The sequence below is a fragment of the Microvirga arabica genome, from assembly GCF_016811235.1.
GTDB classification, from domain to species: domain Bacteria; phylum Pseudomonadota; class Alphaproteobacteria; order Rhizobiales; family Beijerinckiaceae; genus Microvirga; species Microvirga arabica.
In genome coordinates this window covers 1-22,431 of the sequence record NZ_JAFBID010000066.1, presented here as the reverse complement: position 1 = coordinate 22,431, position 22,431 = coordinate 1, and the positions used below count along the sequence as shown (strand labels likewise).

Here is a 22,431-nt window from a genome sequence, read left to right as displayed (position 1 = left end):
GTGCCAGCCTTGAACCAGCCCTCACTCCTGCTGACGCAGGGTGACCCTGCCGGGATCGGGCCGGAACTGGCTCTGCGGGCCTGGATGCTGCGGAAAGAACGGGCCCTGCCCCCCTTCGCGATCTTGAGCGACCCCGCATTCCTCGAACGCGTTGCGCAGAGCCAGGGCTGGGACATTCCGGTCATGGCCGTCGAGACGGCGCAGATTCCTGATACCTTCCCAAAGGCTCTGCCGGTCCTCCCCTTGAGCGTTTCGGTCTCGGCGCAACCGGGGCGTCCCGATGCAGGCGCTGCGGCATCGGTCGTCGAGTCCATCGAGACGGCCGTAAGGCTAGTCCAGAAGGGAGCCGCTTCGGCGCTCGTCACCAACCCCATCGCCAAACATGTCCTCTACGAGGCCGGGTTTCGGCATCCGGGCCATACGGAGTTTCTCGCCGCCCTCGCCTCCGACGGCAGGGATCAGACTTATCATCCGGTGATGATGCTCTGGAGCGAGCAGCTGGCAGTGGTGCCGGTGACCGTGCACATCCCTCTTGCGGACGTGCCCTCCGCCCTCACCACGGATCTGATCGTGCTGACCGGGCGGATCGTGGCACGGGAGCTGCGGGAGCGGTTCGGCATCGCAAATCCGAGGCTGGCATTGGCCGGCCTCAACCCTCACGCCGGCGAGAACGGAGCGATGGGAACGGAGGACGGGAGTATCATCGCTCCGGCCATCGACATGCTGCGCCAGGAGGGCATTGAGGCGGCAGGCCCCCTGCCCGCGGACACCATGTTCCATGCCCGCGCCCGCAGCCGCTACGATGCGGCGCTCGCCATGTATCACGACCAAGCCCTCATTCCGATCAAGACTATTGCCTTTGACGAGGCGGTCAACGTGACCCTCGGGCTTCCCTTCGTGCGCACCTCTCCGGATCACGGCACCGCCTTCGACATTGCAGGCAAGGGCATCGCCCGACCCGACAGCCTCATCGCCGCCATCAAGCTTGCGGCCCGCCTGGGGGCTGCATGAGCCAGATCGACGACCTTCCCCCTCTGCGCGAGGTGGTCCGCACCCATGGCCTCATGGCCAAGAAGTCGCTGGGCCAGAACTTCCTGTTCGACCTCAACCTCACCAGCCGCATCGCCCGCTCCGCCGGGCCGCTGGAGGAGGCGACCGTCATCGAGGTCGGCCCCGGCCCTGGCGGCCTGACCCGGGCGATCCTCGCAGCCGGCGCCAGGAAGGTGATCGCCATCGAGCGCGACACCCGCTGCCTGCCGGCGCTGGCCGAGATCGCCGAGCGCTATCCGGGCCGACTGGAGGTGGTCGAAGCCGATGCCCTGGAGTTCGACCCGCGCCCGCTCGTCGGCGATGGGCTCGTCCGGATCATCGCCAACCTGCCCTATAATGTCGGCACGGCTCTCCTGACCGGGTGGCTCACGACTGAGGTCTGGCCGCCCTGGTGGGCCTCCCTCACTCTCATGTTCCAGCGCGAGGTCGCCGAGCGCATCGTGGCCGACGAGAGCGACCCGAAGAACTACGGCCGCCTGGGCGTCCTCTGCGGTTGGCGCGCGGAGTCGCGCATTCTCTTCGACGTGCCGCCCTCGGCCTTCGTGCCGCCGCCGAAGATCACGTCCAGCGTCGTCCACCTCACCCCTCGGGCGAATCCTTTGCCCTGCCGTCTTGAAGCGCTGGAAACCGTCACGCGGGCCGCCTTCGGGCAGCGCCGCAAGATGCTGCGCCAGAGCCTGAAATCCGTCACGCCCGATCCGTCCGAGATCATCCAGGCGGCTGGGCTGGAGGAGACGATCCGGGCGGAGAACATCCCAGTGGAAGGGTATGTGGCGCTGGCCAATGCCCTGGACGGCTCGCGGGCTTAAAGCGGCTCCGACGCTCGCCCCGCCTTCGATGCCCCCTATATGCAGCCGCTCGACGGGGGCCGCGGAGGTCTTTCATGGGACCTTAACTGCGCCTCTCCCATGATCGGTTCGTATGGACGGCCTTGGGCCGCCGCAAAGGAGGAAGCGGGCATGTCGCAGCCGCGCAAGAGGATCGGGCTTCTGTTCGGGGGGCGCTCTGCGGAGCACGAGGTCTCCAAGCTCTCAGCCGCCAATGTGCTGCGCGCCCTCGATCCGGACCGCTACGACATCATCCCGATCGGCATCGGCCGCGATGGACGCTGGCTTCTCTGCGACAGCGGCAATGGCGGCGGCCGCGGGGCGACATCCCTGGAGATCCCCGAGGGTGCACCCCAGGTCGCCCTGCTGCCCGGCGGCGCGGGCGAGATGATGGTCCTGAACGGCGATGCAGGCTCCACCACGCTTTACCTCGACGCGGTCGTGCCGGTGCTCCACGGCCCGAACGGTGAGGACGGAACGGTCCAGGGCTTCCTCGAACTCGCCAACGTTCCTTATGTCGGCTCCGGCGTGATGGGCTCCGCCGCCGGCATGGACAAGGACGTGGCCAAGCGGCTGCTGCGCGACAGCGGTCTGCCTGTCGTACCCTTCCTGACCCTCACGCCCCGCACCCGCGTCGACTACCGGGCCGCCGTGGATGCTCTCGGCACATCGGATCTTTTCGTGAAGCCTGCCAACATGGGCTCGTCGGTCGGCGTGTCCCGCGCGTCGTCGCCTGAGGAATTCGACAAAGCCTGTGAAAAGGCCTTCCGCTATGACGGCAAGGTGCTCGTCGAGCGCAGCGTGACGGGAGCGCGGGAGATCGAATGCTCGGTGCTGGAGAACGCCGCCGGCGAGATCAAGGCTTCCCCGCTTGGCGAGATCGTGCCGGCCGGCAGCCACGGCTTCTACAGCTACGACGCCAAATACATCGACGCGGACGGCGCCCTCCTGCGCATTCCGGCCGAACTCACTTCCGACCAAGCAGGTCGTATCCAGGAGCTTGCGGTCGAAACTTTCAGGGTGCTCGGCTGCGAAGGCTTGGCCCGCGTCGACTTCTTCGTCGATCCGACAAACGAAACCAGCCCGTTCGTCAACGAGGTGAACACGCTTCCAGGCTTCACCGCAATCAGCATGTACCCGAAGCTCTGGGAGGCCGGAGGCCTGCCGCAGAGCGAGCTGATGGAGGTGCTGATCGGGCATGCCATCGCCCGTCACGAGCGCCGGAACCAGCTGGCGCTCGTCTGACCGGAACCAACCGTCGATCTAGTCGAGCTTCTCGGCGAGAAGCCCTTCGACGAAGTCGGAGAGGCCGACGAGGCGATCGCGCTTGAGACGCTCCGCGGCCTGGATTGCCTTCAGGCTCTCGAAGGACTTGCCGAGGTCCTCGTTGACGATCACGTAATCGTACTCGACCCAGCGCTCCATCTCGACGCGGGCATTGGCGAGACGCTTTGCGATGACCTCGGGCGCATCCTCTGCCCGGCGCTCGAGACGTGCCTTCAGCTCCTTGAAGCTCGGAGGCAGGACGAAGACCGTGACGACATCGTCGGGCAGCTTCTGCCGCACCTGGCGGGTGCCCTGGTAGTCGATGTCGAAGACCATGTCCTGGCCGGCGGCCAGCGTCTTCTCCACGGGCTTGCGCGGCGTTCCGTAGAAGTTGCCGTGCACCTCGGCCCATTCCAGGAGCTCATCGCGATCGCGCATCGCCTTGAACTCCTCCACGTCGATGAAGTGATAGTGCCTGCCTTCGATTTCAGAGGGGCGCTTGGGGCGTGTGGTGACGGAAATCGACAGGGCACCGGCCCGCTCTTCCACGAGGCTGCGGGTAAGCGTGGTTTTGCCGGCGCCGGATGGCGACGACAGGATGAGGATCAGGCCGCGACGGCCGACCGGAGACTTCGGATCTTGGCTCACCGCATCACTCCACGTTCTGAACCTGCTCGCGGAATTGCTCGATCACGGCCTTCAATTCAAGTCCGATCCGCGACAGGGAGACATCATTGGCTTTCGCACACAGGGTATTCGCCTCCCGGCCGAATTCCTGCGCCAGGAAATCGAGGCGCCGTCCCACTGGTCCGCCTTCCTGCAACAGGCCGCGGGCGGCATCCACGTGGGCGCGCAGGCGATCAAGCTCCTCGCGGATGTCCGCGCGGGCGGCGATCAGCACCGCCTCCTGATGAAGGCGTGCCGGGTCGAGGGCATGCTTGCCCTCGAACAGCTCCGCAATCTGTGCTTCCAGCCGCGCGCGGATCGCCTCCGGCTGGCGGGCGGGCGAGGTCTCGGCCTCATCGACAAGCCGTGAGATCAGATCGAGCTGCTGCCTGAGGACGGCAGACAGCGCCTGCCCTTCTTTCAGGCGGGCTGCCTTGAGCGCTTCGATCAGCGTTCCGACACCGGCTCTCAACGCAGCAGCAAGCTCTTCATTCTGCCCCGGATCGTCGGCGTCGTCGTCGAGCTCCACCACGCCGCGTACGGCGAGAAGACCGTCGAGGGAGGCGGGCTTCACGTTCTCCGGGAGCGATAGGCCAGTGAGGGCTGAGAGGAGCGACTGCAAGACGTCTTGGTTGACGCGCAGCTTCGGGGCGGACGAAGCCTTGCTCAAGGACAGATTGAGCTGGCCTTGGCCCCGGGTGAGCGCCTTGAGAATCTGCCCGCGGGCCTCCTCGCCCATGGCATCGAGGCCCGAAGGTGTTCGCACCCGCACCTCAAGCCCACGGCCGTTCACGGTCTTGAGTTCCCACGCCCATTGGTAGGCGCCGGTGACACCGGCCTCGCGGGCAAAGCCGGTCATGCTCGCAATGGACATGCGTGAAACCTCGAACGGAATGAAAATCGGCGCGACCATAATGCGCGCCGACGGAAGAGTCGATTGCAAGGATCGGGGTTCTACCCTGGCCGCTCACGGCTGTTGAAGAGCCGGGACGTTCTTCGGTTTGGTCAGGTCGAAGCTCTTGTTCTTGAGTGGATCCTTTTCGGTTCCCTCGCTGGCATCGAAGCCCCGTCCGGGACGCCCGCCGGCCGGCTGAGCATTCGCGGCGCCGCGCAGGCCGGGTGTCACGCTGGTTTGTTCGCCTTCGGGTGCCACGCGGTCCACATCGTTCGTCTCAGGCGCCGGACGGCTCTTTTCGATCTGCCGCCAGCGGGCCACGTTGCGCTGGTGCTGCTCATAGGTTTCGGCGAAGGCATGGCCGCCGGAGCCGTCGGCCACGAAGTACAGATCCTTCGTGCGGGACGGGTTGGCCACCGCCTCGAGCGCCGCCCGCCCTGGATTGGCGATGGGACCGGGAGGCAGTCCTTCGATCACATAGGTGTTGTAGGGCGTGGCCGCCTCGATCTCGCTGCGCAGGATGCCGCGGCCGAGCGTACCCTTTCCGCCCACGAGCCCGTAGACGATGGTAGGGTCGGACTGGAGCCTCATGCGCTTCATGAGGCGGTTGATGAAGACGCCGGCCACCCGCGTGCGCTCGTCGGCCCGGCCGGTCTCTTTCTCCACGATGGAGGCGAGGATCACGAGCTCCTGCGGCGACTTGATCGGCAGTTCGGGCGAGCGGCGCTGCCAGATCTGCTCGATCGCCTGCCGCTGAGCCGCCTGCATGGTGTTGATGATCTGCTGGCGCGTGGTGCCGCGCTCGAACTTGTAGGTATCGGGCAGAAGCGAGCCTTCGCGGGGCGTCTCGGTCACGTCGCCGGTGAGGATCTCGTGCTCGTAGAGACGAGCCAGAACCTGCTCACTGGTGAGTCCCTCCGGAACCGAGACGGTGTGCAGGATCGCCCGGCCCTGGATCAGGGTGTCGATGGCCTCCTCGACGCTCGTGCCGGCTTTGAACTGGAACTCGCCGGCCTTGAGCTGCCCGCGCTGGCGGTTCATGTAAGCATAGGCCTGGAACAGCAGGGGCTGCTCGATCACGCCTTCCTGCTTGAGGATCTGGGCGATCTCGCCGGTGCCGGTATTGCGGGGGATCACCACGACCTTGTCGCTCTGCAGCGGCCCGTCGGCGGTCACCTCCTGCTGCAGCATGGAAAAGCCGAAGATGCCGGCAATCGCCACAGCGACCAGCAGGGTCAGCAATCCGCTGAGCAGGGACAGCATGCCCCTGCGGCGGCGGCGGAGCTTGGGCGGCGGCGGGGGAGCCATCGAGGGTTTGATGGCTTCGCTCGGGGATCGGGGCGACAGGCGGGGCTGTGACGATCCGTTGTCGGAGTCGTCCACGGGAGCAAGAAGGATCTTTTTCTTTCGTCCGAACATCACGCCGCTTTTCTGGTATCGGCCGGCGGTCCTGCCGGTCCGCCGACACCCTAGCAGGGATTATGGCGAAAAGCCGTAAGAGGCTCCCGCAGTCTTATGATACGCGACGAAGAATGAGCGAAGCGTTAGTTCCACCGAACCCGAAGGAGTTCGACAGGGCCACGTTGACCTCTTTGCGCTTGGCCTGCTTGGGCACGAGGTCGATGGCCGTCTCCACGGACGGATTGTCGAGGTTGATTGTGGGCGGAACGATGCCGTCGCGGATGGCCAGGATCGAGAAGATCGCCTCGACAGCGCCGGCGGCGCCGAGCAGGTGGCCGATGGCCGACTTGGTGGACGACATGGACAGCTTGCCGGCGGCATTGCCCATGATCCGCTCGACCGCCTTCAGCTCCAGCTCGTCGCCGAGGGGCGTCGAGGTGCCGTGGGCGTTGACGTAGTCGATCTCGGACACGTCGATGGCGGCGCGCTTGAGGGCGGCGGCCATGCAGCGGTAGGCGCCGTCGCCGTCCTCGGACGGCGAGGTGATGTGGTAGGCATCGCCCGACAGGCCGTAGCCGATCACCTCGGCATAGATTTTGGCGCCGCGGGCCTTGGCGTGCTCGTACTCTTCCAGCACTACCACGCCGGCGCCCTCGCCCATGACGAAGCCGTCACGGTCCTTGTCGTAGGGGCGCGAAGCCTTCTCGGGTGTGTCGTTATAGCCCGTGGAGAGGGCCCGGCAGGCGGCAAAGCCTGCGATGGAAAGGCGGTTGACCGGGGATTCCGTGCCGCCGGCCACCATCACATCCGCATCGCCGAACGCGATCAGGCGGGCTGCGTCGCCGATGGCATGCGAGCCGGTGGAGCAAGCCGTCACCACCGCGTGGTTCGGACCCTTCAGGCCGTGCTCGATGGACACGTATCCGCCGGCGAGATTGATCAGGCGACCGGGAATGAAGAAGGGCGAGATGCGGCGCGGGCCGCGCTCGATCAGGGTGGCGGACGCCTCATAGATGCCGCCGATGCCGCCGATGCCGGAGCCGATCAGCACACCCGTGGCGCACTGCTCCTCATAGGTCTTCGGCTGCCAGCCGGAGTCGCGGAGAGCCTGGGTGGAGGCGGCCATCGCATAGACGATGAAGGGGTCGACCTTGCGCTGCTCCTTGGGCTCCATCCACTCGTCGGCGTTGAAGGTGCCGTTGGTGCCGTCGCCGCGCGGGATCTGGCAGGCGATCTGGCAGGCCAGGTCGTCGACCTGAAAATCCGTGATCTTGCCGGCGCCGCTCTGCCCCTCGACGAGGCGCGACCAAGTAGCATCGACCCCGCTGCCCAGCGGAGTGACCATGCCAAGACCTGTAACAACTACCCGGCGCATGAATTCCTGCCTTATCAATTGATAAAATTAGGGCGTCGGATGAATCACCCGACGCCCCTTAAGCCTTTAGGCTGCGTTCTTCTCGAGGAAGCGGACAGCGTCGCCGACCGTCACGATGGTCTCAGCCGCGTCGTCCGGGATCTCGACGTTGAACTCTTCCTCGAACGCCATCACCAGCTCGACCGTATCCAGGCTGTCGGCGCCCAGGTCGTCGATGAAGTTCGCGTTCTCGACCACCTTGTCGGCTTCGACGCCGAGGTGCTCGACAACAATCTTCTTCACGCGATCAGCGACGTCACTCATCGTTTTTTCCTCAGTGGCTGCCGCCTCAGGATTGGGCGGATTCAAGAAATCAAAATAGATCAGCTGCTCAGCTGACAACGCTGAAACGGCTACCCTGCGCCGTGCAAAGCCGCATTTTTAAGCGCCGGTCAACCCCTTTGACCTGATCGGGATCATGCTTAACACAAGCTTATCCGGTCTGGCGAGAGGCGAACGGCACCTGCAAACAGATTCCTGAAACGGCCATAAGTTCCTTTAGAACATGGCCATTCCGCCATTCACGTGCAGGGTCTGGCCCGTCACGTAGGCGGCCTCGGTGGATGCAAGATAAACCACGGAAGAAGCGATTTCATCGCCCTGGCCCAGGCGTCCCATGGGGATCGTGCCCAGGATTCCCTCACGCTGCTTATCGCTGAGAACGTCGGTCATGGGCGACTCGATGAAGCCCGGAGCGACGCAGTTCACCGTGATGTTGCGGCTGGCCACCTCGGCGGCCAACGCCTTGGTCATGCCGATCAGGCCGGCCTTGGAGGCGGCGTAATTGCCCTGGCCGGGATTGCCGGTGGAGCCCACCACGGAGCCGATATTGACGATGCGGCCGTAGCGGCGACGCATCATGTTCTTCACGGCCGCCCGGGACAGGCGGAATGAGGCCGTCAGGTTCACGGCGATCACCGTGTCCCATTCCTCGTCCTTCATGCGCATGAACAGGTTGTCCTTGGTCACGCCGGCGTTGTTGACCAGGATGTCGAGCCCTTCCATGGCGGCCTCGGCGGCCGGAACGAGAGCCTCGACCGAGTCCTTGTCGGACAGGTTGGCCTCGACCACATGGACGCGCTCGCCCAGGGAGGAGGCAAGTTCGTCCAAAGCGGCCCGACGGGTGCCGGAGAGAGTGACGGTCGCGCCCTGCGCATGGAGGGCGCGGGCGATGGCGCCGCCAATGCCGCCCGTGGCGCCGGTGACGAGAGCCTTGCGGCCGGTGAGATCGAACATGGCGGGGTTTCCTCTTATCCGTTCAGGGACGCCTTGAAGGCGGCAATATCATCAGGTCCGCCGATGGCGGCAGACGAAGCGCCCGCCGCGATGCGCTTCACGAGGCCGGTCAGCACTTTGCCGGAACCAACCTCATAGAAGGAATCGACGCCCTGGGAGGCTATATAGGCGACGCTCTCGCGCCAGCGTACGGTGCCGGTGACCTGGCGGACCAGGGCATCGCGGATCGCCGACGGGTCGGTGATGGGGGCGGCCTCCACATTGGCCACGACCGGAACAGCCGGAGCGTTCACGGTCACGCGGTCCAGAGCCTCGCGCATGGCGTCGGCTGCCGGCTGCATGAGGGCGCAATGGAAGGGCGCGGACACGGCCAGCATCACGGCGCGCTTGGCGCCCTTGGTCTGGGCGATGGCTACGGCCCGCTCGACGGCGCTCTTATGGCCCGACACCACCACCTGGGCGCCGCCATTATCGTTGGCCGCATCGCAGACCTCGCCTTGAGCCGCCTCGCGGGCGACCTCGAGGGCGGCGTCATATTCAAGGCCCAGAAGCGCCGCCATGGCGCCCTGACCCACGGGAACGGCGTTCTGCATGGCGTTGCCGCGGATCCTGAGAAGCCGGGCCGTATCGGAAATGGACAGGCTGCCAGCGGCAGCCAGCGCCGAATATTCGCCCAGCGAATGACCGGCCACATAGGCGGCATGCTGCTTTAGATCGAGACCCGCCTCGGCCTCCAGAACGCGGATTGCCGCAAGGCTCACCGCCATCAGGGCCGGCTGGGTGTTTGCCGTGAGGGTCAGCTCCTCCGCGGGACCTTCCCACATGAGGGTGGAGAGCTTCTGGGACAGGGCCTCATCCACCTCGTCGAAGACAGCCTTGGCTTGCGGGAAGGCCTCGGCCAGGGCCTTGCCCATTCCAACCGTCTGGCTCCCCTGTCCGGGAAAAATGAATGCGCGCGTCATCAGGAGTGGAACCCTCAGTTCAACGAATCCGCGCGGGACTCGCACCCGGAAGGCAAGGAGTCAAGGCGAGGCGCGCGCTGCCCCGCACTTGACCTGTGATCAGATGAGCCGGCGCCACCCCCGCAGCATCTGCCGGTTCACGGGAGGTTGTTGCAGGCTCAGATGCCTCAGGACAGCGCCCATGGCATGACCCAGACTTTGCAGAACGGATCTCAGGGCTTCCAAGAACAACCTCCTCAAGCTTTACCTTGGGAAATTCTACCCAGTCCGGATTACCTTTGCCGTGCGCCCTCGCACCTGCCCTGGGCTTGGGCATAAACCCCTGCCGCAGAACGCATCCTCTTGTTTTATCTGACCAACCGGTGTATCCGCTCCCTCTTCCGATATTCTCATGACTCAAGAAGGAGCCCCGCATGGCTCGCGTGACCGTCGAAGACTGCATCGACAAGGTCGACAACCGGTTTGAGCTCGTGCTGCTGGCCAGCCACCGGGCCCGCCTCATCTCGTCGGGCTCGCCGCTGACGATCGACCGCGACCGCGACAAGAACCCGGTCGTGGCCCTGCGTGAGATCGCGGACGAGACCATCGCTCCGGACGACCTGAAGGAGCAGCTCATCCACTCCATGCAGAAGTATGTCGAGGTGGACGAGCCGGAGGCCGAGGCCGTTCCGATGCTCAGCAACACCGCCGCAGCCCCGTCCACGGGTGGCGACAACGACGCCGACGTGCAGTTCGACCGCATGAGCGAGGAAGACCTGCTTCGCGGCCTGGAAGGCCTCGTGCCTCCGAGCAGCAGCGCGGACGACGACGATCGCGAATAAGCGCTCTCAAGCCTTTTTCGGAAAGCCCGGCCCCATGCCGGGCTTTTTTGTTGGATGCCTTAACCACGGCCGGGCAAGCCCGCCCTGCGGCAAGCTATTCAGCTTGCGGTCGGAAGACGTTGTACAATATCTTCAATGGCTTCCTGATTTTAAGCCAGATCGAACAGGCCCAAAGGAGATGTCGGCCGCATGATGCGCCAGTACGAACTCGTCGAGCGGGTCAAGCGCTACAACCCCTCGGCCGACGAGGCGCTTCTCAACCGCGCTTACGTGTATGCCATGATGGCTCATGGTACGCAGAAGCGCGCATCCGGCGACCTGTTCTTCGGCCACCCTCTCGAGGTGGCGGCCATCCTCACCGACCTCAAGCTCGACGACGCGACCATCGCGGCCGCCGTCCTGCACGACACGGTGGAGGACACCCAGGCGACGCTTGAGGAGATCAACAAGACCTTCGGGCCGCAGATCGGTGCCCTCGTGGATGGGCTCACGAAGATCAAGCGGCTCGACCTCGTGTCGAAGCGGGCCGCTCAAGGGGAAAACTTTCGCAAGCTGCTGCTGGCCGTCGCCGACGACGTGCGCGTGCTCCTGGTCAAGCTCGCCGACCGCCTGCACAACATGCGCACCCTCCAATTCATGCCGCCGGAGAAGCGCAAGCGCATCGCCGAGGAGACCCTGGACATCTACGCACCGCTCGCCGGGCGCATGGGTATCCAGGAGATGCGCGAGGAGCTGGAGGAACTGTCCTTCCAGAATCTCGACCCGGAGGCCTACGAGGCGATCCGGCGTCACCTGCACGAGCTTTCGGCCAAGAGCGAGAAGCTGGTCGACGAAATCGAGCGCACGCTGACGACCAAGCTGCGCGCCCAAGGCATCGAGGCGGTCGTATCGGGACGCCAGAAGCGGCCCTATTCCATCTGGCGCAAGATGGAGCGCAAGTCCGTCTCCTTCGAGCAGCTCTCCGACATCTTCGCGTTCCGGATCATCGTGGGCACCATCGACGAGTGCTACCGGGCGCTCGGGATCGTTCATACCAGCTGGCCTATGGTGCCGGGCCGGTACAAGGACTACATCTCGACCCCAAAGCAGAACGACTACCGCTCGATCCACACCACCGTGATCGGCCCCGGCAGCCAGCGCGTCGAACTTCAGATCCGCACCGAGGACATGGACGAGGTGGCGGAATTCGGCATCGCGGCTCATGCCCTCTACAAGGAGGGCGTGAACGACAATTCGCGCCTCGCCATGGAAAGCCGCGCCTATCAGTGGCTCAGGCGCACCATCGACCTCCTGGCGGAAGGCGACAATCCGGAGGAGTTCCTCGAGCACACGAAGCTCGAACTCTTCCATGACCAAGTCTTCTGCTTCACGCCCAAGGGCCGCCTGATCGCCCTGCCCCGCGGCGCCACGCCCATCGACTTCGCTTATGCGGTGCACACCGATGTCGGGAACACCGCGGTGGGCTGCAAGATCAACGGCCGCATGTCGCCGCTCCTGACCGAGCTGCAGAACGGCGACGAGGTGGAAATCGTGCGCGCCGAGGGGCAGACGCCCCCGGCGGCCTGGGAATCCCTGGTGGTCACCGGCAAGGCACGCGCCTCGATCCGCCGCGCGACCCGCGCGGCCGTGCGCCGGCAATATACCGGCCTCGGCCATCAGATCCTGGAACGCGCCTTCGAGCGTGCCGGACGCCCCTTCTCCGACGAGAAGCTGAAAGGCGCCCTGCCCCGGCTGGCCCGTGTCTCGGTCGAAGACGTGCTGGCGGCGGTGGGCCGCGGCGAGATGTTCTCCGGCGACGTGGTGCGGGCCGTCTATCCGGACTATTTCGAGGAGCGGCGCGCCGGCAGCGACGGCAGGGGCAGCGGACAGCCCGATGGCACCGGAAAGAAAGGCGCCGGCGAGCATGCGAGCGGCATTCCGATCCGCGGCCTCAGCACGGACATGCCGATCCGCTTTGCGCCGGATGGCGGCGCCGTGCCGGGAGACCGCATCGTCGGCATCATGACTCCCGGCGAGGGCGTGACGATCTATCCAATCCAGTCGCCTTCGCTCGCGGCCTACGACAACGAGCCGGACCGCTGGATCGACGTGCGCTGGGACCTGGAGTCGGGCTCGACCCAGCGCTTCCCAGCCCGCATCAAGCTGCAATCGATCAACGAGCCCGGATCGCTCGCCCAGATCACCCAGGTGATCGCCGACCATGACGGCAATATCGACAACGTCTCCATGAAGCGGCGCACCCAGGACTTCACCGACATGACCATCGACCTGACGGTCTGGGACCTGAAGCATCTCAATGCCATCATCGCGGAGTTGCGCGCCAAGCGCGTGGTGAGCCGCGTCGACCGCGTCACCGGATAAAGCCAATGTCAGCCAAACCTCGCATCGCCGTCATCATGGACGAGAACACCAGCAGCGGCGGCACCCTCTACGAAACCACGAAAGCGTATTTCGTCGCCGTCCAGCGCGCCGGCGGCCTGCCTTTCGGCATCCCTTATATTCCGGAGATGATCGAGCCGGTCGTGGAGGAGTTCGACGGCTTCGTCAGCGTCGGCGGACGCATCAGGTTTCCTCGCGATTGGTATGTTGCCGGCGACGAGTCGCGCTATCCGTCATCGGAGAGGCTTGAGGTCGAGCAGGCACTGATGCGGGGGTTTCTTGAGCGCGACAAGCCGGTGCTCGGCATCTGCAACGGCATGCAGATGCTCGCCTGCCTTCATGGCGGGCGCATGGTGCATGAGGTGCGAAAAAGCGGCCCGCATATTCTCACTCACGATGACCGAACGGCCATGCACTCCGTCGAGATCGTACCGGGCACCATGCTGTCGCGCATCGTGGGCACCGTGCGCCTTGAAGTGAACAGCCGCCATCAGGAGGCGGTCGTCGAAGCGTCCGGTCCAGTCGTTGTCGCGGCCAGAGCCCCCGATGGCGTGATCGAGGCCGTGGAGATCCCGTCCCGGCGTTTCGCCATCGGCGTTCAATGGCACCCGGAGGCCTTCGCGACTCAGGACAATCCTGGCAACAGGCTGTTCAGCGCCTTCGTGCAGGCGGCGCAACAAGGCCACTGATCGCCACTACAGGAATCCCCGATGCCGATTTCCGTTCTCGGTCTCGATGCTGACGACACGCTCTGGCACAACGAGACGTTCTATCAATCGACGCGCCAGCGCTTCAACGAACTGCTCGCTGACTTCGTCGATGTCGAGCGGCTCGAAGCGGAGATAGCCGCGACGGAGCATCGCAATCTGGGCCTTTACGGCTATGGTGCAAAAGGCTTCACGCTCTCGATGATGGAAACCGCCATCCAGGTGAGCGACGGGACGATATCGAGCCGAGCCCTCAGCGAGATCCTCACGATCGGCCGTGAGCTAATGAACCACCCCGTGGAGCCCCTCCCCGGCGTTCATGAGGCCCTCGAAGCGCTCTCGGCAGAATATAGGCTCGTGCTCATTACCAAGGGCGATCTCTTCCACCAGGAATCGAAGCTCGCGGCTTCCGGCCTCGGCAACTTCTTCTCGGGCGTGGAGATCGTCAGCGAGAAAAGGGCGGATACCTATACCCGCATCTTCTCGCGCCACGGCGCCGGCCCGGAGAACGCCGCGATGGCCGGCAACTCTGTGCGTTCGGACGTGCTGCCGGCGCTCGAAGCCGGCAGCTACGCGGCACTCATCCCGTTCCATCTGGTCTGGGCGCACGAGGACGCGCCGCTGCCGACCGACCACCCCCGCTTTGCGGAGTTGCCGTCGCTGTCGGAGTTGCCCCAGTGGCTGGCCGAGGTTGCAGGACATGGTGCCAACTGACCTAAAGGGGCGTGACCTCGGGCAGGCTCACGGAGAGGAACTGTCCTTCTGTATCATCTTGCCTCCTGCCCAACAGCCTGCCAAAAGCCCTTCAGCAGGAGACGCCCTATGACCCCGAATGACGTTCTTGAAGAATTCCGCTCCGCAGGGGCGTTGCTGGAGGGGCACTTCATTCTGTCGTCGGGGCTGCACAGCCCGGTCTTCCTGCAGAAGATGTTCGTGTTTCAGGACCCGGCGCGCACGGAGCGGGTCTGCCGCGCGCTGGCGGAGAAGATCAGGGACGCTTTCGGGCCAGTCGATTACGTGGTCTCGCCTGCCGTCGGGGGCATTGTGCCGGGCTATGAGACGGCCCGGCATCTGGGCGCCAAGGCGATCTTCGTCGAGCGCGAGAACGGCGTCTTCGCTTTGCGCCGCGGGTTCACGATTCCGGAGGGCGCCCGCGTCGTCATGGTAGAAGACATCGTGACGACTGGCCTTTCCTCTCGGGAATGCCTGGCGTCTTTACAGGAGCATCCCGGAACGATGCTCGGTGCCGCCTGCCTCATCGACCGCTCCGGCGGAAAGGCGGATCTTGGCGTGCCTCTCGTGTCACTGGTCCAGCTCGACATTCCGGCCTATGCGCCAGATCAGCTTCCGCCCGAATTGGCGGCTCTTCCGGCGGTCAAACCGGGCAGCCGAAGCCTAAAATCAAAATAGCTGTTTATTTGTCACACACCGGCTTGACTGCCTTGGTTCTGACAACTTGACTCTTGGAATTTACACGCCATTAAGTATTTTCCATTGTCAGGATTACTGGTCCGAAGGGTTAATAGCAGCCTGTTCTGGGGCACGTCATACATTTTTCGCGCAGTTTTATTGCCTGCGTAAATAATAGATGTTGCTTGAATAATGAAGGTTGTTAGGCCGCTCCGGCAGACACAGATAGAGAATACTTATGTCAGGCCAGCAGCGGATCGCTCTCTTCATTGATGGCGCCAACCTTTACGCTACCACGAAAACTCTCGGCTTCGATATCGATTACAAGCGCCTGCTGAAGGAATTTCAGGGCCGCGGCTCGCTCGTCCGCGCCTTTTACTACACGGCCCTTGTAGAAGATCAGGAATATTCTTCCATTCGCCCGCTGATCGACTGGCTCGATTACAACGGCTACCGCGTGGTCACGAAGCCGACGAAGGAGTTCGTCGACTCGGCCGGCCGGCGCAAGGTCAAGGGCAACATGGACATCGAGCTCGCCATCGATGCGCTGGAGCTCTCGCCCTACATCGATCACATGGTTTTGTTCTCCGGTGACGGCGATTTCCGCTCCCTCGTGGAGGCCATGCAGCGACGTGGCGTGCGCGTGTCGGTGGTGTCCACCGTCACCACGCAGCCGCCGATGGTCGCCGATGAGCTGCGTCGTCAGGCGGACGAGTTCCTCGACCTGTCGCAGCTCGCGTCCCGGATTGGCCGCGATCCCGGGGATCGCCCGCAGCGTCCCATGAATGAGAATGGAGAGCGCCAGCGTCCGCAGCCGCGCAGCGGAGCGCTCGAGAGCCGCTACGGCATCCGCCAGCCGCAGGACGACGAGTTCGACGTCTGAGCACGATCAAACAAACGAATTAGCATCGTGGCCGGGCGCGTCCCGGCCATTGTCTTTTCAGGTCAGAGCGAACTCTCTTCCACCTGGCAGCTCAATCCCAGCGCACCCGCTGTGTTGCTGACGGTGGCCAGGCACAGATCGGTCTGCCCTGGGGAGATCGAGACTGCAAAGCGCGTCACATAAAGCCCGCCCTCCGCCTCCGGCAGTTTGCGCGCCTCAAGCCGCACGATGTTGGCCTCGTATTGCTTGAACACCTCTGCCAGCCGGGCCACAAGTCCGAGCTGATCGCCGCCGCTGATGGCGATGCGATGGGTGACGCTTCCTGCAGGGCCGGGGCTCGGGTCGAAAGCATAGGGCACCGCCCGGATCTCGGCGCCTTCGAGTTCCGCAAGCTGCTTGAGGCCGGCCTCCACGTCGCCGGCCGTCACCTCCGGCGGGAGCTCGCACAGGGCCACGAACTCGGCGCCCGAGCCGAGGGACGCAAAAGTGGTGTCGCGCAGGTTCACGCCGATGTTGAACAGGTGCTCGGCAATGGCCGCGACCAGCCCGACCCGATCGGGCCCGAGAACCGACACCAGAGCCACGGACGCCATGCCTTCCCTCCCGAATGAACACGCGAGAGGGAACCTAGCGCACAATGCCGTCGCGTCAGCCCTTGTCGCGCATGAGACGGGCTTTCTCCCGGTTCCAGGAGCGCTCCTTCTCCGTCTCGCGCTTGTCGTGCAGCTTCTTGCCTCGGCCGAGGCCGAGTTCCACCTTCGCGCGCCCGCGATCGTTGAAATAGATCTTGAGCGGAATCACCGTGAACCCCTCCCGCTGGGTCGCACCGATCAGCTTGTTGATCTGGTTCTTGTGCAGGAGCAGGCGCCGGGGGCGCTTGGTTTCGTGGTTGAAGCGGTTGGCCTGCAGGTACTCGGGGATATAGGCGTTGAAGAGGTAGAACTCCTCTCCCGACGGCCCGGCATGGGCCTCGCCGATGGTGGCCTTTCCCTGGCGCAGAGATTTCACCTCCGTGCCGGTAAGCGCGATCCCGGCCTCGTAAGTGTCGATGATTTCATAGTTGAACCGCGCCTTCCTGTTGTCGGCAACGACGCGGTTCGGACTCTTCGGGTCTTTTGCCATGAGCTCTGTTTTTAAGCGTTGATCAGGCCCGCATGGACCATGGCCGAGCGAACGGCCTGCTTCGCGTTGTCGGAGGCGGGCACCAGCGGCAGGCGCACGTCGTCTTGCATGAGGCCGAGCAGCGACGCGGCGTATTTCACGGGCGTGGGGTTCGTCTCGATGAACAGGTTGGTATGCAGAGGCATGAGACGATCCTGCACCTTCAGGGCCGAGGCGTAATCGCCGTTCAGGCAGGCGCTCTGCATCTCGGCGCAGAGGCGCGGCGCCACGTTCGAGGTCACCGAAATGCAGCCATGGCCCCCATGGGCCATGAAGCCGAGAGCCGTGGCGTCCTCGCCGGAGAGCTGGATGAAGTCCGGCCCCATCATCTGCCGCTGGAGGCTGACGCGTGCCATGTTGGCGGTGGCGTCCTTCACGCCGGCGATGTTCTTCAGCTCATAGAGCCGCGCCATCGTCTCCACCGACATGTCGATCACGGAGCGGCCAGGGATGTTGTAGATGATGATCGGGATGCCGACGGCATCGTTGATGGCCTTGAAATGCTGGTAGAGGCCTTCCTGCGTCGGCTTGTTGTAATAGGGCGTGACGATCAGAACCGCGTCGGCGCCGACTTTTTCCGCATGCTTGGAGAACGCCACCGCCTCGGCGGTGCTGTTGGACCCGGCGCCGGCGATCACCGGCACCCTGCCTTTCGCCTCCTCGACGCAGATCTCGACGACTCGATCATGCTCCTTGTGGCTCAGTGTCGGGGTCTCACCGGTCGTGCCTACGGGAACGAGACCGCTGGTGCCCTCCTGGATCTGCCAGTTGATGAAGGCCCGGAAGGCCACCTCATCCACGGCGCCATCCTTGAACGGGGTCACCAGAGCCGTGATGGAGCCTTTGAATTGAGTCATGAATCTTCCTCGGATAAAGCGCGCCGGGTCCTAGAGGCCACAAGGGTTTAACACATAGGGGGTGCGGCGCATGGGCGCAAACGTTCCTTCGGGGAGTTGTCCTAGCTCGGCTCTTAGTGTTTCCTCAAGAGAAACGTCGTCACAATCAGACTTGGGCGACAGCAAAGGGGTTAGCGGGTGAGCCTCAACATGCGTCTTCTCATCGGTCTTGCGACATCGGTTGCGCTTGTCCAACTCTCCACCCTCGCCGTCCAGGCCAATGAAACGTCCTCTCCGAAGGCGGAAGCGTCCCAGACCAGCACCCTGGAAGCCTTCGTTCCGGCCAATCCGGTGCCGGGAGACCTGGAACACCTGGCCGGGATCTTCAAGGCCTATCGGGACAATGATCTGACCGAGGCTGAGATCCTCAGGACCAAGCTCGCTCAGCCGGCCGCCCGGGCCCTCGCGGAGTGGTACGCGATCCGCAGCGGCACGCCGGTCACCTTCGACCGCATCATGGCCTTCCGGAAGGACTATCCCGACTGGCCCCTGACCAGCCAGATCCGCCGCAGGAGCGAGGATTCCCTGCTGGCCGAGCGCCGGTCCCCGCCTCAGGTCCGCTTCTTCTTTGCCAATCAGGCTCCTGTCACGCCGGGCGGACGGGTCGCCCTTGCCTTCGCCCTGAAGGCGGACGGCCTCGCCCAGGAGGCGCATGACAAGATCCGGCATGTGTGGCGCGAGGATACATTCGGCCCCGACGTGGAGCGCCGCATCCTCGACCAGTTCCCCGGTGTTCTGTCCCAGGCCGATCACCGCTTCCGCATGGAGCGGCTGCTCCTGAAGGAGAACTGGGGCGGTGCGCAACGGGCTGCAGGTTACGCCGGTAAGGATTACGAGCTTCTCGTCAAGGCACGCATGGCCGTGTTCCAGGGCAAGAAGAAAGCCCAAAAGGCTTTCGCAGCGGTTCCGGCCGCCCTGCGCAACGATCCGTCCTATCTCTTCTCCCGCGCCCTGCTTCAGCGGCGCAGCAATAACCTGGTCGAGGCCGCCGGCATCATCATGCAGGCGCCGCGGGATCCGGAACTCCGGGTCGATGGCGACGAATGGTGGGCCGAACAGCGCCTGATCACCCGTGAGCTTCTCGACAAGGGCGACGCCAAGACAGCCTATGAGGTGGCAAGCCATCATGCCGCCGAGTCACCGGTGCAGCAGATCGAGGCGGAGTTCCATGCGGGCTGGATCGCCCTGCGCTTCCTGAACGAGCCGGCGAAGGCGTCTCAACACTTCGCAGCCGTCGCGAAAACGGCATCGACTCCTATCTCTCTTTCCCGTGTCGCCTATTGGCAGGGCCGTGCGGCTGAAGCCGCCGGCGAGGCTCAAAACGCCCGCCTGTTCTATGAGCGCGCCGCCGACCACCCCACCACCTATTATGGTCAGCTCGCCCAGGAGAAGCTCGGTCGGACCATAGCCTTGAGGAAGGTCGACCCTCTCACCGAGGGTGAGCGCAAGGCTTTCGATGCCCTCGTTCCGATCCAGGCCTTGCAGTTGCTGCAGCAGACCGGCGAGCAGGACCTGGCCATGGGCCTCTATTCCGATCTCGCCCAGACCCTGAACGACCCCGGCCAGCTTGATGCGCTTGCAGGCCTTGCTACATCGCAGCAGAACCCCCGGGCGGTACTCGCCATCGGCAAGATCGCCCTGCAGAGGGGTTTCCCGCTCGATCAGCATGCCTATCCGCTGGCCGCCATCCCGGACTTCCAGCCCGTCGGCGACGAGGTGGAACCCGCCATGGTCTATGCCATCGCCCGGCAGGAGAGCGCCTTCAATCCGCGCGCCATCTCCAGCGCCGGAGCCCGCGGCCTCATGCAGCTCATGCCGGCGACCGCTAAGAGAACGGCCCAGCGCTTCGGGGTCGGGTTCGATCTCAAGCGCCTGATCGAGGATCCCTCCTACAACGCAAAGATCGGCTCCGCCCATCTGGGCGAGTTGATGGAGGACTGGAAGGGCTCCCATATCCTGGCCTTCGCGTCCTACAATGCGGGCGGCGGCAACGTGATCAAGTGGGTCCGCTCCTACGGCGACCCCCGCAAGCCGGACGTCGACGAGGTCGACTGGGTGGAGCGCATCCCCTTCTACGAGACCCGCAATTACGTGCAGCGCGTTCTCGAAAACCTGAGGGTTTATCGGCAGCGCCTGAACGAGAAGGCCGCACCGGCGGCCCCTGCGACGGCGGACGCGACAAGCACGAACTAGTCATGCAAGATGCGGCTCATCGATAACCAATGATCATGGAATGAGATGAGCGACACCTACCGGGATCTTTTTGTGTCCGCAGCCGATGGGCTGCGCCTTTACACCCGAGACTATAACCCCGGAACGGCCGGCGCCTTGCCGGTCGTCTGCCTTTCCGGCCTCACGCGGTCATCCGAGGATTTTCACGAGCTTGCCTTGGCCCTGAGCCGGGGTTCATCAAGGCCCCGCCGCGTCTTGTCCCTGGATTACCGCGGCCGCGGCCGTTCCGATTGGGACAAAGATTGGCGCAACTATGACGTCAAGATCGAGCTGAATGATGTCCTGCAGGTTCTCACCGTAGCAGGGATAGAGAAGGCAGTCTTCGTCGGCACGTCCCGGGGTGGGTTGATCACCATGGCCTTGAGTGCGGTCCGTCCCACTTTGATCGCCGCTGCGGTTCTCAACGATATCGGTCCCGTGCTCGAGGCCAGGGGGATCGCCCGGATTCGCGGCTATGTCGGAAAATTGCCTACGCCCCGCACACTGGACGAGGCGGTGCAGATCCTGCGGCAGACCTCGGCAGCGGAATTTCCTGCCTTCACAGACGAGCAGTGGCGGGCCTTAGCACGGGTGACATGGCGCGAGGCCGACGGGCAACTCGTTCTCAACTACGATCCGAACCTGATGAAGACGCTTGAAGTTGCCGATCCGGAGGCTCCCCTGCCTGACCTCTGGCCACTCTTTGAAGGTTTGAAGCCGTTCCCTCTTCTCGTCATCCGCGGCGAGCACTCGGACCTGCTGTCCGCCGGAACGGTGCAGGCCATGCAGGAAAAGCATCCACGGTTCAGGGCAATTACGGTTCCCGGGCAGGGACATGCCCCGGCTCTCGACGGTGATCTCACACAGGCAATCGAACAGTTCATTCTGTCGGTGGAAGCTTCTGCCTGAAGGGTGAGGACGCACAGACCATCTTGATGGCTTCTGACGTCTGACGATCCCCTATCGAAGTCACCGCCCTTAGCACCTACAGTGACCAAAAGAAAAACCCCGGTGTTGCCACCGGGGTTTTCCTGTCCAATCAGACGAGCCGATTAGAAGTCGCGCTGAACGCGGAAGCGAGCTTCCCAGCGGTCTTCGTTGTCGAGGTTGAGGCCGTCAACGTCGATGTTGGCGTACAGGGCTTCAACACCGATGTCCAGGCCGGAAACCGGCGACCAGAAGGTGTTCACGCCAACGCGCCACTCATCAAAGTTGGCGAACCGGTCACCGCCGTACTCGACGCTGGCATACGAACCATGGATGTTCGAACGCAGGGTCGGAGCCCAGTAGTGACGCAGACCACCGGCAACCTGCCAGCCCGTGCCGGTCTCGACGTCGCCATCGAGATCAACGTAGGCATCGACAACCGGGAAGCCGCGGGTGTTGCCAGAAGCGCCGACGCCCGTAACGGTCGAGCCGAAGCCGAGGTAGCCGAGAGCGCCGTCAGCATAGGCAGCAGCGAACCAGAGGGCATCGCCCGCGCCGAGAGCCGGCAGGTTGATACCGATCTGCGTGCCGATTGCCCAGCCGAGCTCGCTGTCGAAGTAGTCGGCGTCGGCCACATCAAACGCGTTGGAACGAACTTCGTGCAGAGCACCGGAGAGCTGGACCGAACCCCAGGTGCCGGCGTACTTCACGTTACCGACAAGGTCAGGCCAACGCTGGCCAGCAGCGAGCTGCGTCGGAAGACCGGTGAGCGGATCAATCGGGCCAGCTTCGGTCAGACGGTTGCCGGCGAAGGCGCCTTCTTCAAGCGAGATCGTGGCCGAGAAGCCATTGCCGAAGGGGAAGGTGTAGGCCAGCAGGTTCACGTCCGGATAGTCGTAGAAGCGGAGCGTGGTGATGTTGCCGTTCGGCAGGTCGCCGTTGGCGAAGAACGAAGTCGTGCGACCAGCGGTCAGGCCACCGAACTGGATGTAGGCCTGAGCGATGTTCGGCGAGGTGCCGAACGCGGTGCCGCCAGCCTGGCCAGCGTACACGCCGGTGTTGCGGTCCATCTCCATGCGGACGAAAGCGCGGAGCAGGCCGTAAGCGGTGGCGGTGCGGGCGTCGAGAGCGACGCGACCGCGAGCGCGGAAGCCGATCGCGTTGTCCTCACGGAACTGCGGCTCGAGGTACTGGTACTCAGCGCGGACGCGGCCAGCAACGCGAAGGCAGGTTTCCGTGCCCGGGATGTAGAAGAAGCCTGCGCCGTAGGTGGAGCAGACGCGAACGTATTCAACAGCAGCAGCCTTCTTCACGGGAAG

Annotated in this window: 22 protein-coding genes; 11 read left to right on the top strand and 11 right to left on the bottom strand. The window is 64.2% G+C overall.

Annotation, left to right across the window (positions count from 1 at the left end):
* The first annotated feature begins 9 nt into the window (after window positions 1–9).
* From pdxA to JQC81_RS24375, 3 genes are all read left to right on the top strand, one after another.
* Window positions 10–1,011, top strand: a complete 1,002-nt coding sequence (gene pdxA / locus JQC81_RS24385) for a 4-hydroxythreonine-4-phosphate dehydrogenase PdxA (protein WP_210347261.1) — start codon at window positions 10–12, stop codon at window positions 1,009–1,011.
* Window positions 1,008–1,859, top strand: coding sequence for a 16S rRNA (adenine(1518)-N(6)/adenine(1519)-N(6))-dimethyltransferase RsmA (gene rsmA / locus JQC81_RS24380; RefSeq protein ID WP_203274397.1), 852 nt, complete (start codon window positions 1,008–1,010; stop codon window positions 1,857–1,859). The genes pdxA and rsmA overlap by 4 nt, the downstream gene beginning before the upstream one ends.
* A gap of 150 nt (window positions 1,860–2,009) precedes the next feature.
* Window positions 2,010–3,122 (top strand): D-alanine--D-alanine ligase family protein, encoded by a 1,113-nt coding sequence (locus tag JQC81_RS24375; protein WP_203274396.1) that lies wholly within the window; start codon window positions 2,010–2,012, stop codon window positions 3,120–3,122.
* Window positions 3,123–3,140: 18 nt separating this feature from the next.
* Here JQC81_RS24375 and gmk read toward each other — a convergent pair whose 3' ends face one another.
* The 7 genes from gmk to fabD all read right to left on the bottom strand — a co-directional run bounded on the left by gmk (window position 3,141) and on the right by fabD (window position 9,717).
* Window positions 3,141–3,791, bottom strand: a complete 651-nt coding sequence (gmk, locus tag JQC81_RS24370) for a guanylate kinase (RefSeq protein WP_203274395.1) — start codon at window positions 3,789–3,791, stop codon at window positions 3,141–3,143.
* A gap of 4 nt (window positions 3,792–3,795) precedes the next feature.
* Window positions 3,796–4,683: a YicC/YloC family endoribonuclease gene (locus JQC81_RS24365; protein ID WP_203274394.1), complete on the bottom strand. Its 888-nt coding sequence runs from the start codon at window positions 4,681–4,683 to the stop codon at window positions 3,796–3,798.
* Between the two features lie 93 nt (window positions 4,684–4,776).
* Window positions 4,777–6,123, bottom strand: coding sequence for an endolytic transglycosylase MltG (mltG, locus tag JQC81_RS24360; protein WP_203274409.1), 1,347 nt, complete (start codon window positions 6,121–6,123; stop codon window positions 4,777–4,779).
* Between the two features lie 94 nt (window positions 6,124–6,217).
* Entirely contained in the window at window positions 6,218–7,480 is a 1,263-nt protein-coding gene (gene fabF, locus JQC81_RS24355; protein WP_203274393.1) for a beta-ketoacyl-ACP synthase II, read from the bottom strand.
* 66 nt (window positions 7,481–7,546) lie between these two features.
* Window positions 7,547–7,783: an acyl carrier protein gene (locus JQC81_RS24350; RefSeq protein ID WP_036347903.1), complete on the bottom strand. Its 237-nt coding sequence runs from the start codon at window positions 7,781–7,783 to the stop codon at window positions 7,547–7,549.
* 234 nt (window positions 7,784–8,017) lie between these two features.
* A complete protein-coding gene (gene fabG, locus JQC81_RS24345; RefSeq protein WP_203274392.1) occupies window positions 8,018–8,755 on the bottom strand; it encodes a 3-oxoacyl-[acyl-carrier-protein] reductase in 738 nt (245 codons plus the stop codon).
* 14 nt (window positions 8,756–8,769) lie between these two features.
* A complete protein-coding gene (gene fabD, locus JQC81_RS24340) occupies window positions 8,770–9,717 on the bottom strand; it encodes an ACP S-malonyltransferase (RefSeq protein WP_203274391.1) in 948 nt (315 codons plus the stop codon).
* A 413-nt stretch (window positions 9,718–10,130) separates the two neighbouring features.
* Here fabD and rpoZ point away from each other — a divergent pair, with 413 nt between their 5' ends.
* The 6 genes from rpoZ (at window position 10,131) to JQC81_RS24310 (ending at window position 15,917) form a co-directional block, all read left to right on the top strand.
* The gene (rpoZ, locus tag JQC81_RS24335; RefSeq protein ID WP_009764362.1) at window positions 10,131–10,538 is read left to right on the top strand and encodes a DNA-directed RNA polymerase subunit omega; all 408 of its coding nucleotides are present in this window, start codon (window positions 10,131–10,133) and stop codon (window positions 10,536–10,538) included.
* 189 nt (window positions 10,539–10,727) lie between these two features.
* Window positions 10,728–12,899, top strand: coding sequence for a RelA/SpoT family protein (locus JQC81_RS24330; RefSeq protein WP_203274390.1), 2,172 nt, complete (start codon window positions 10,728–10,730; stop codon window positions 12,897–12,899).
* A 5-nt stretch (window positions 12,900–12,904) separates the two neighbouring features.
* Window positions 12,905–13,606 (top strand): gamma-glutamyl-gamma-aminobutyrate hydrolase family protein, encoded by a 702-nt coding sequence (locus tag JQC81_RS24325; protein WP_203274389.1) that lies wholly within the window; start codon window positions 12,905–12,907, stop codon window positions 13,604–13,606.
* Between the two features lie 21 nt (window positions 13,607–13,627).
* The gene (locus tag JQC81_RS24320; RefSeq protein ID WP_203274388.1) at window positions 13,628–14,338 is read left to right on the top strand and encodes an HAD family hydrolase; all 711 of its coding nucleotides are present in this window, start codon (window positions 13,628–13,630) and stop codon (window positions 14,336–14,338) included.
* Window positions 14,339–14,446: 108 nt separating this feature from the next.
* The gene (gene pyrE, locus JQC81_RS24315) at window positions 14,447–15,034 is read left to right on the top strand and encodes an orotate phosphoribosyltransferase (RefSeq protein ID WP_203274387.1); all 588 of its coding nucleotides are present in this window, start codon (window positions 14,447–14,449) and stop codon (window positions 15,032–15,034) included.
* A 238-nt stretch (window positions 15,035–15,272) separates the two neighbouring features.
* Complete coding sequence (locus JQC81_RS24310; RefSeq protein WP_203274386.1) at window positions 15,273–15,917, top strand: LabA-like NYN domain-containing protein; 645 nt, start codon at window positions 15,273–15,275, stop codon at window positions 15,915–15,917.
* Between the two features lie 62 nt (window positions 15,918–15,979).
* On the opposite strand, the gene JQC81_RS24305 is transcribed toward JQC81_RS24310, so the two are convergent.
* Genes JQC81_RS24305 through dapA form a run of 3 tightly spaced genes read right to left on the bottom strand, consistent with a single transcriptional unit; the run spans window position 15,980 to window position 17,935 of the window.
* Entirely contained in the window at window positions 15,980–16,510 is a 531-nt protein-coding gene (locus JQC81_RS24305) for a glycine cleavage system transcriptional repressor (protein ID WP_203274385.1), read from the bottom strand.
* A 55-nt stretch (window positions 16,511–16,565) separates the two neighbouring features.
* On the bottom strand, window positions 16,566–17,039 hold the full coding sequence (smpB, locus tag JQC81_RS24300) for an SsrA-binding protein SmpB (RefSeq protein ID WP_036348558.1): 474 nt from the start codon (window positions 17,037–17,039) through the stop codon (window positions 16,566–16,568).
* Between the two features lie 11 nt (window positions 17,040–17,050).
* Entirely contained in the window at window positions 17,051–17,935 is an 885-nt protein-coding gene (gene dapA / locus JQC81_RS24295; RefSeq protein WP_203274384.1) for a 4-hydroxy-tetrahydrodipicolinate synthase, read from the bottom strand.
* Window positions 17,936–18,124: 189 nt separating this feature from the next.
* Between dapA and JQC81_RS24290 the strand changes: the two genes are divergently transcribed.
* Window positions 18,125–20,167 (top strand): lytic transglycosylase domain-containing protein, encoded by a 2,043-nt coding sequence (locus JQC81_RS24290; protein WP_203274383.1) that lies wholly within the window; start codon window positions 18,125–18,127, stop codon window positions 20,165–20,167.
* A gap of 45 nt (window positions 20,168–20,212) precedes the next feature.
* The gene (locus JQC81_RS24285; RefSeq protein WP_203274382.1) at window positions 20,213–21,094 is read left to right on the top strand and encodes an alpha/beta fold hydrolase; all 882 of its coding nucleotides are present in this window, start codon (window positions 20,213–20,215) and stop codon (window positions 21,092–21,094) included.
* Between the two features lie 143 nt (window positions 21,095–21,237).
* Here JQC81_RS24285 and JQC81_RS24280 read toward each other — a convergent pair.
* Window positions 21,238–22,431, bottom strand: a 1,194-nt coding sequence (locus tag JQC81_RS24280) for a porin (protein ID WP_203274381.1), incomplete at its 5' end; no start/stop codon positions are given.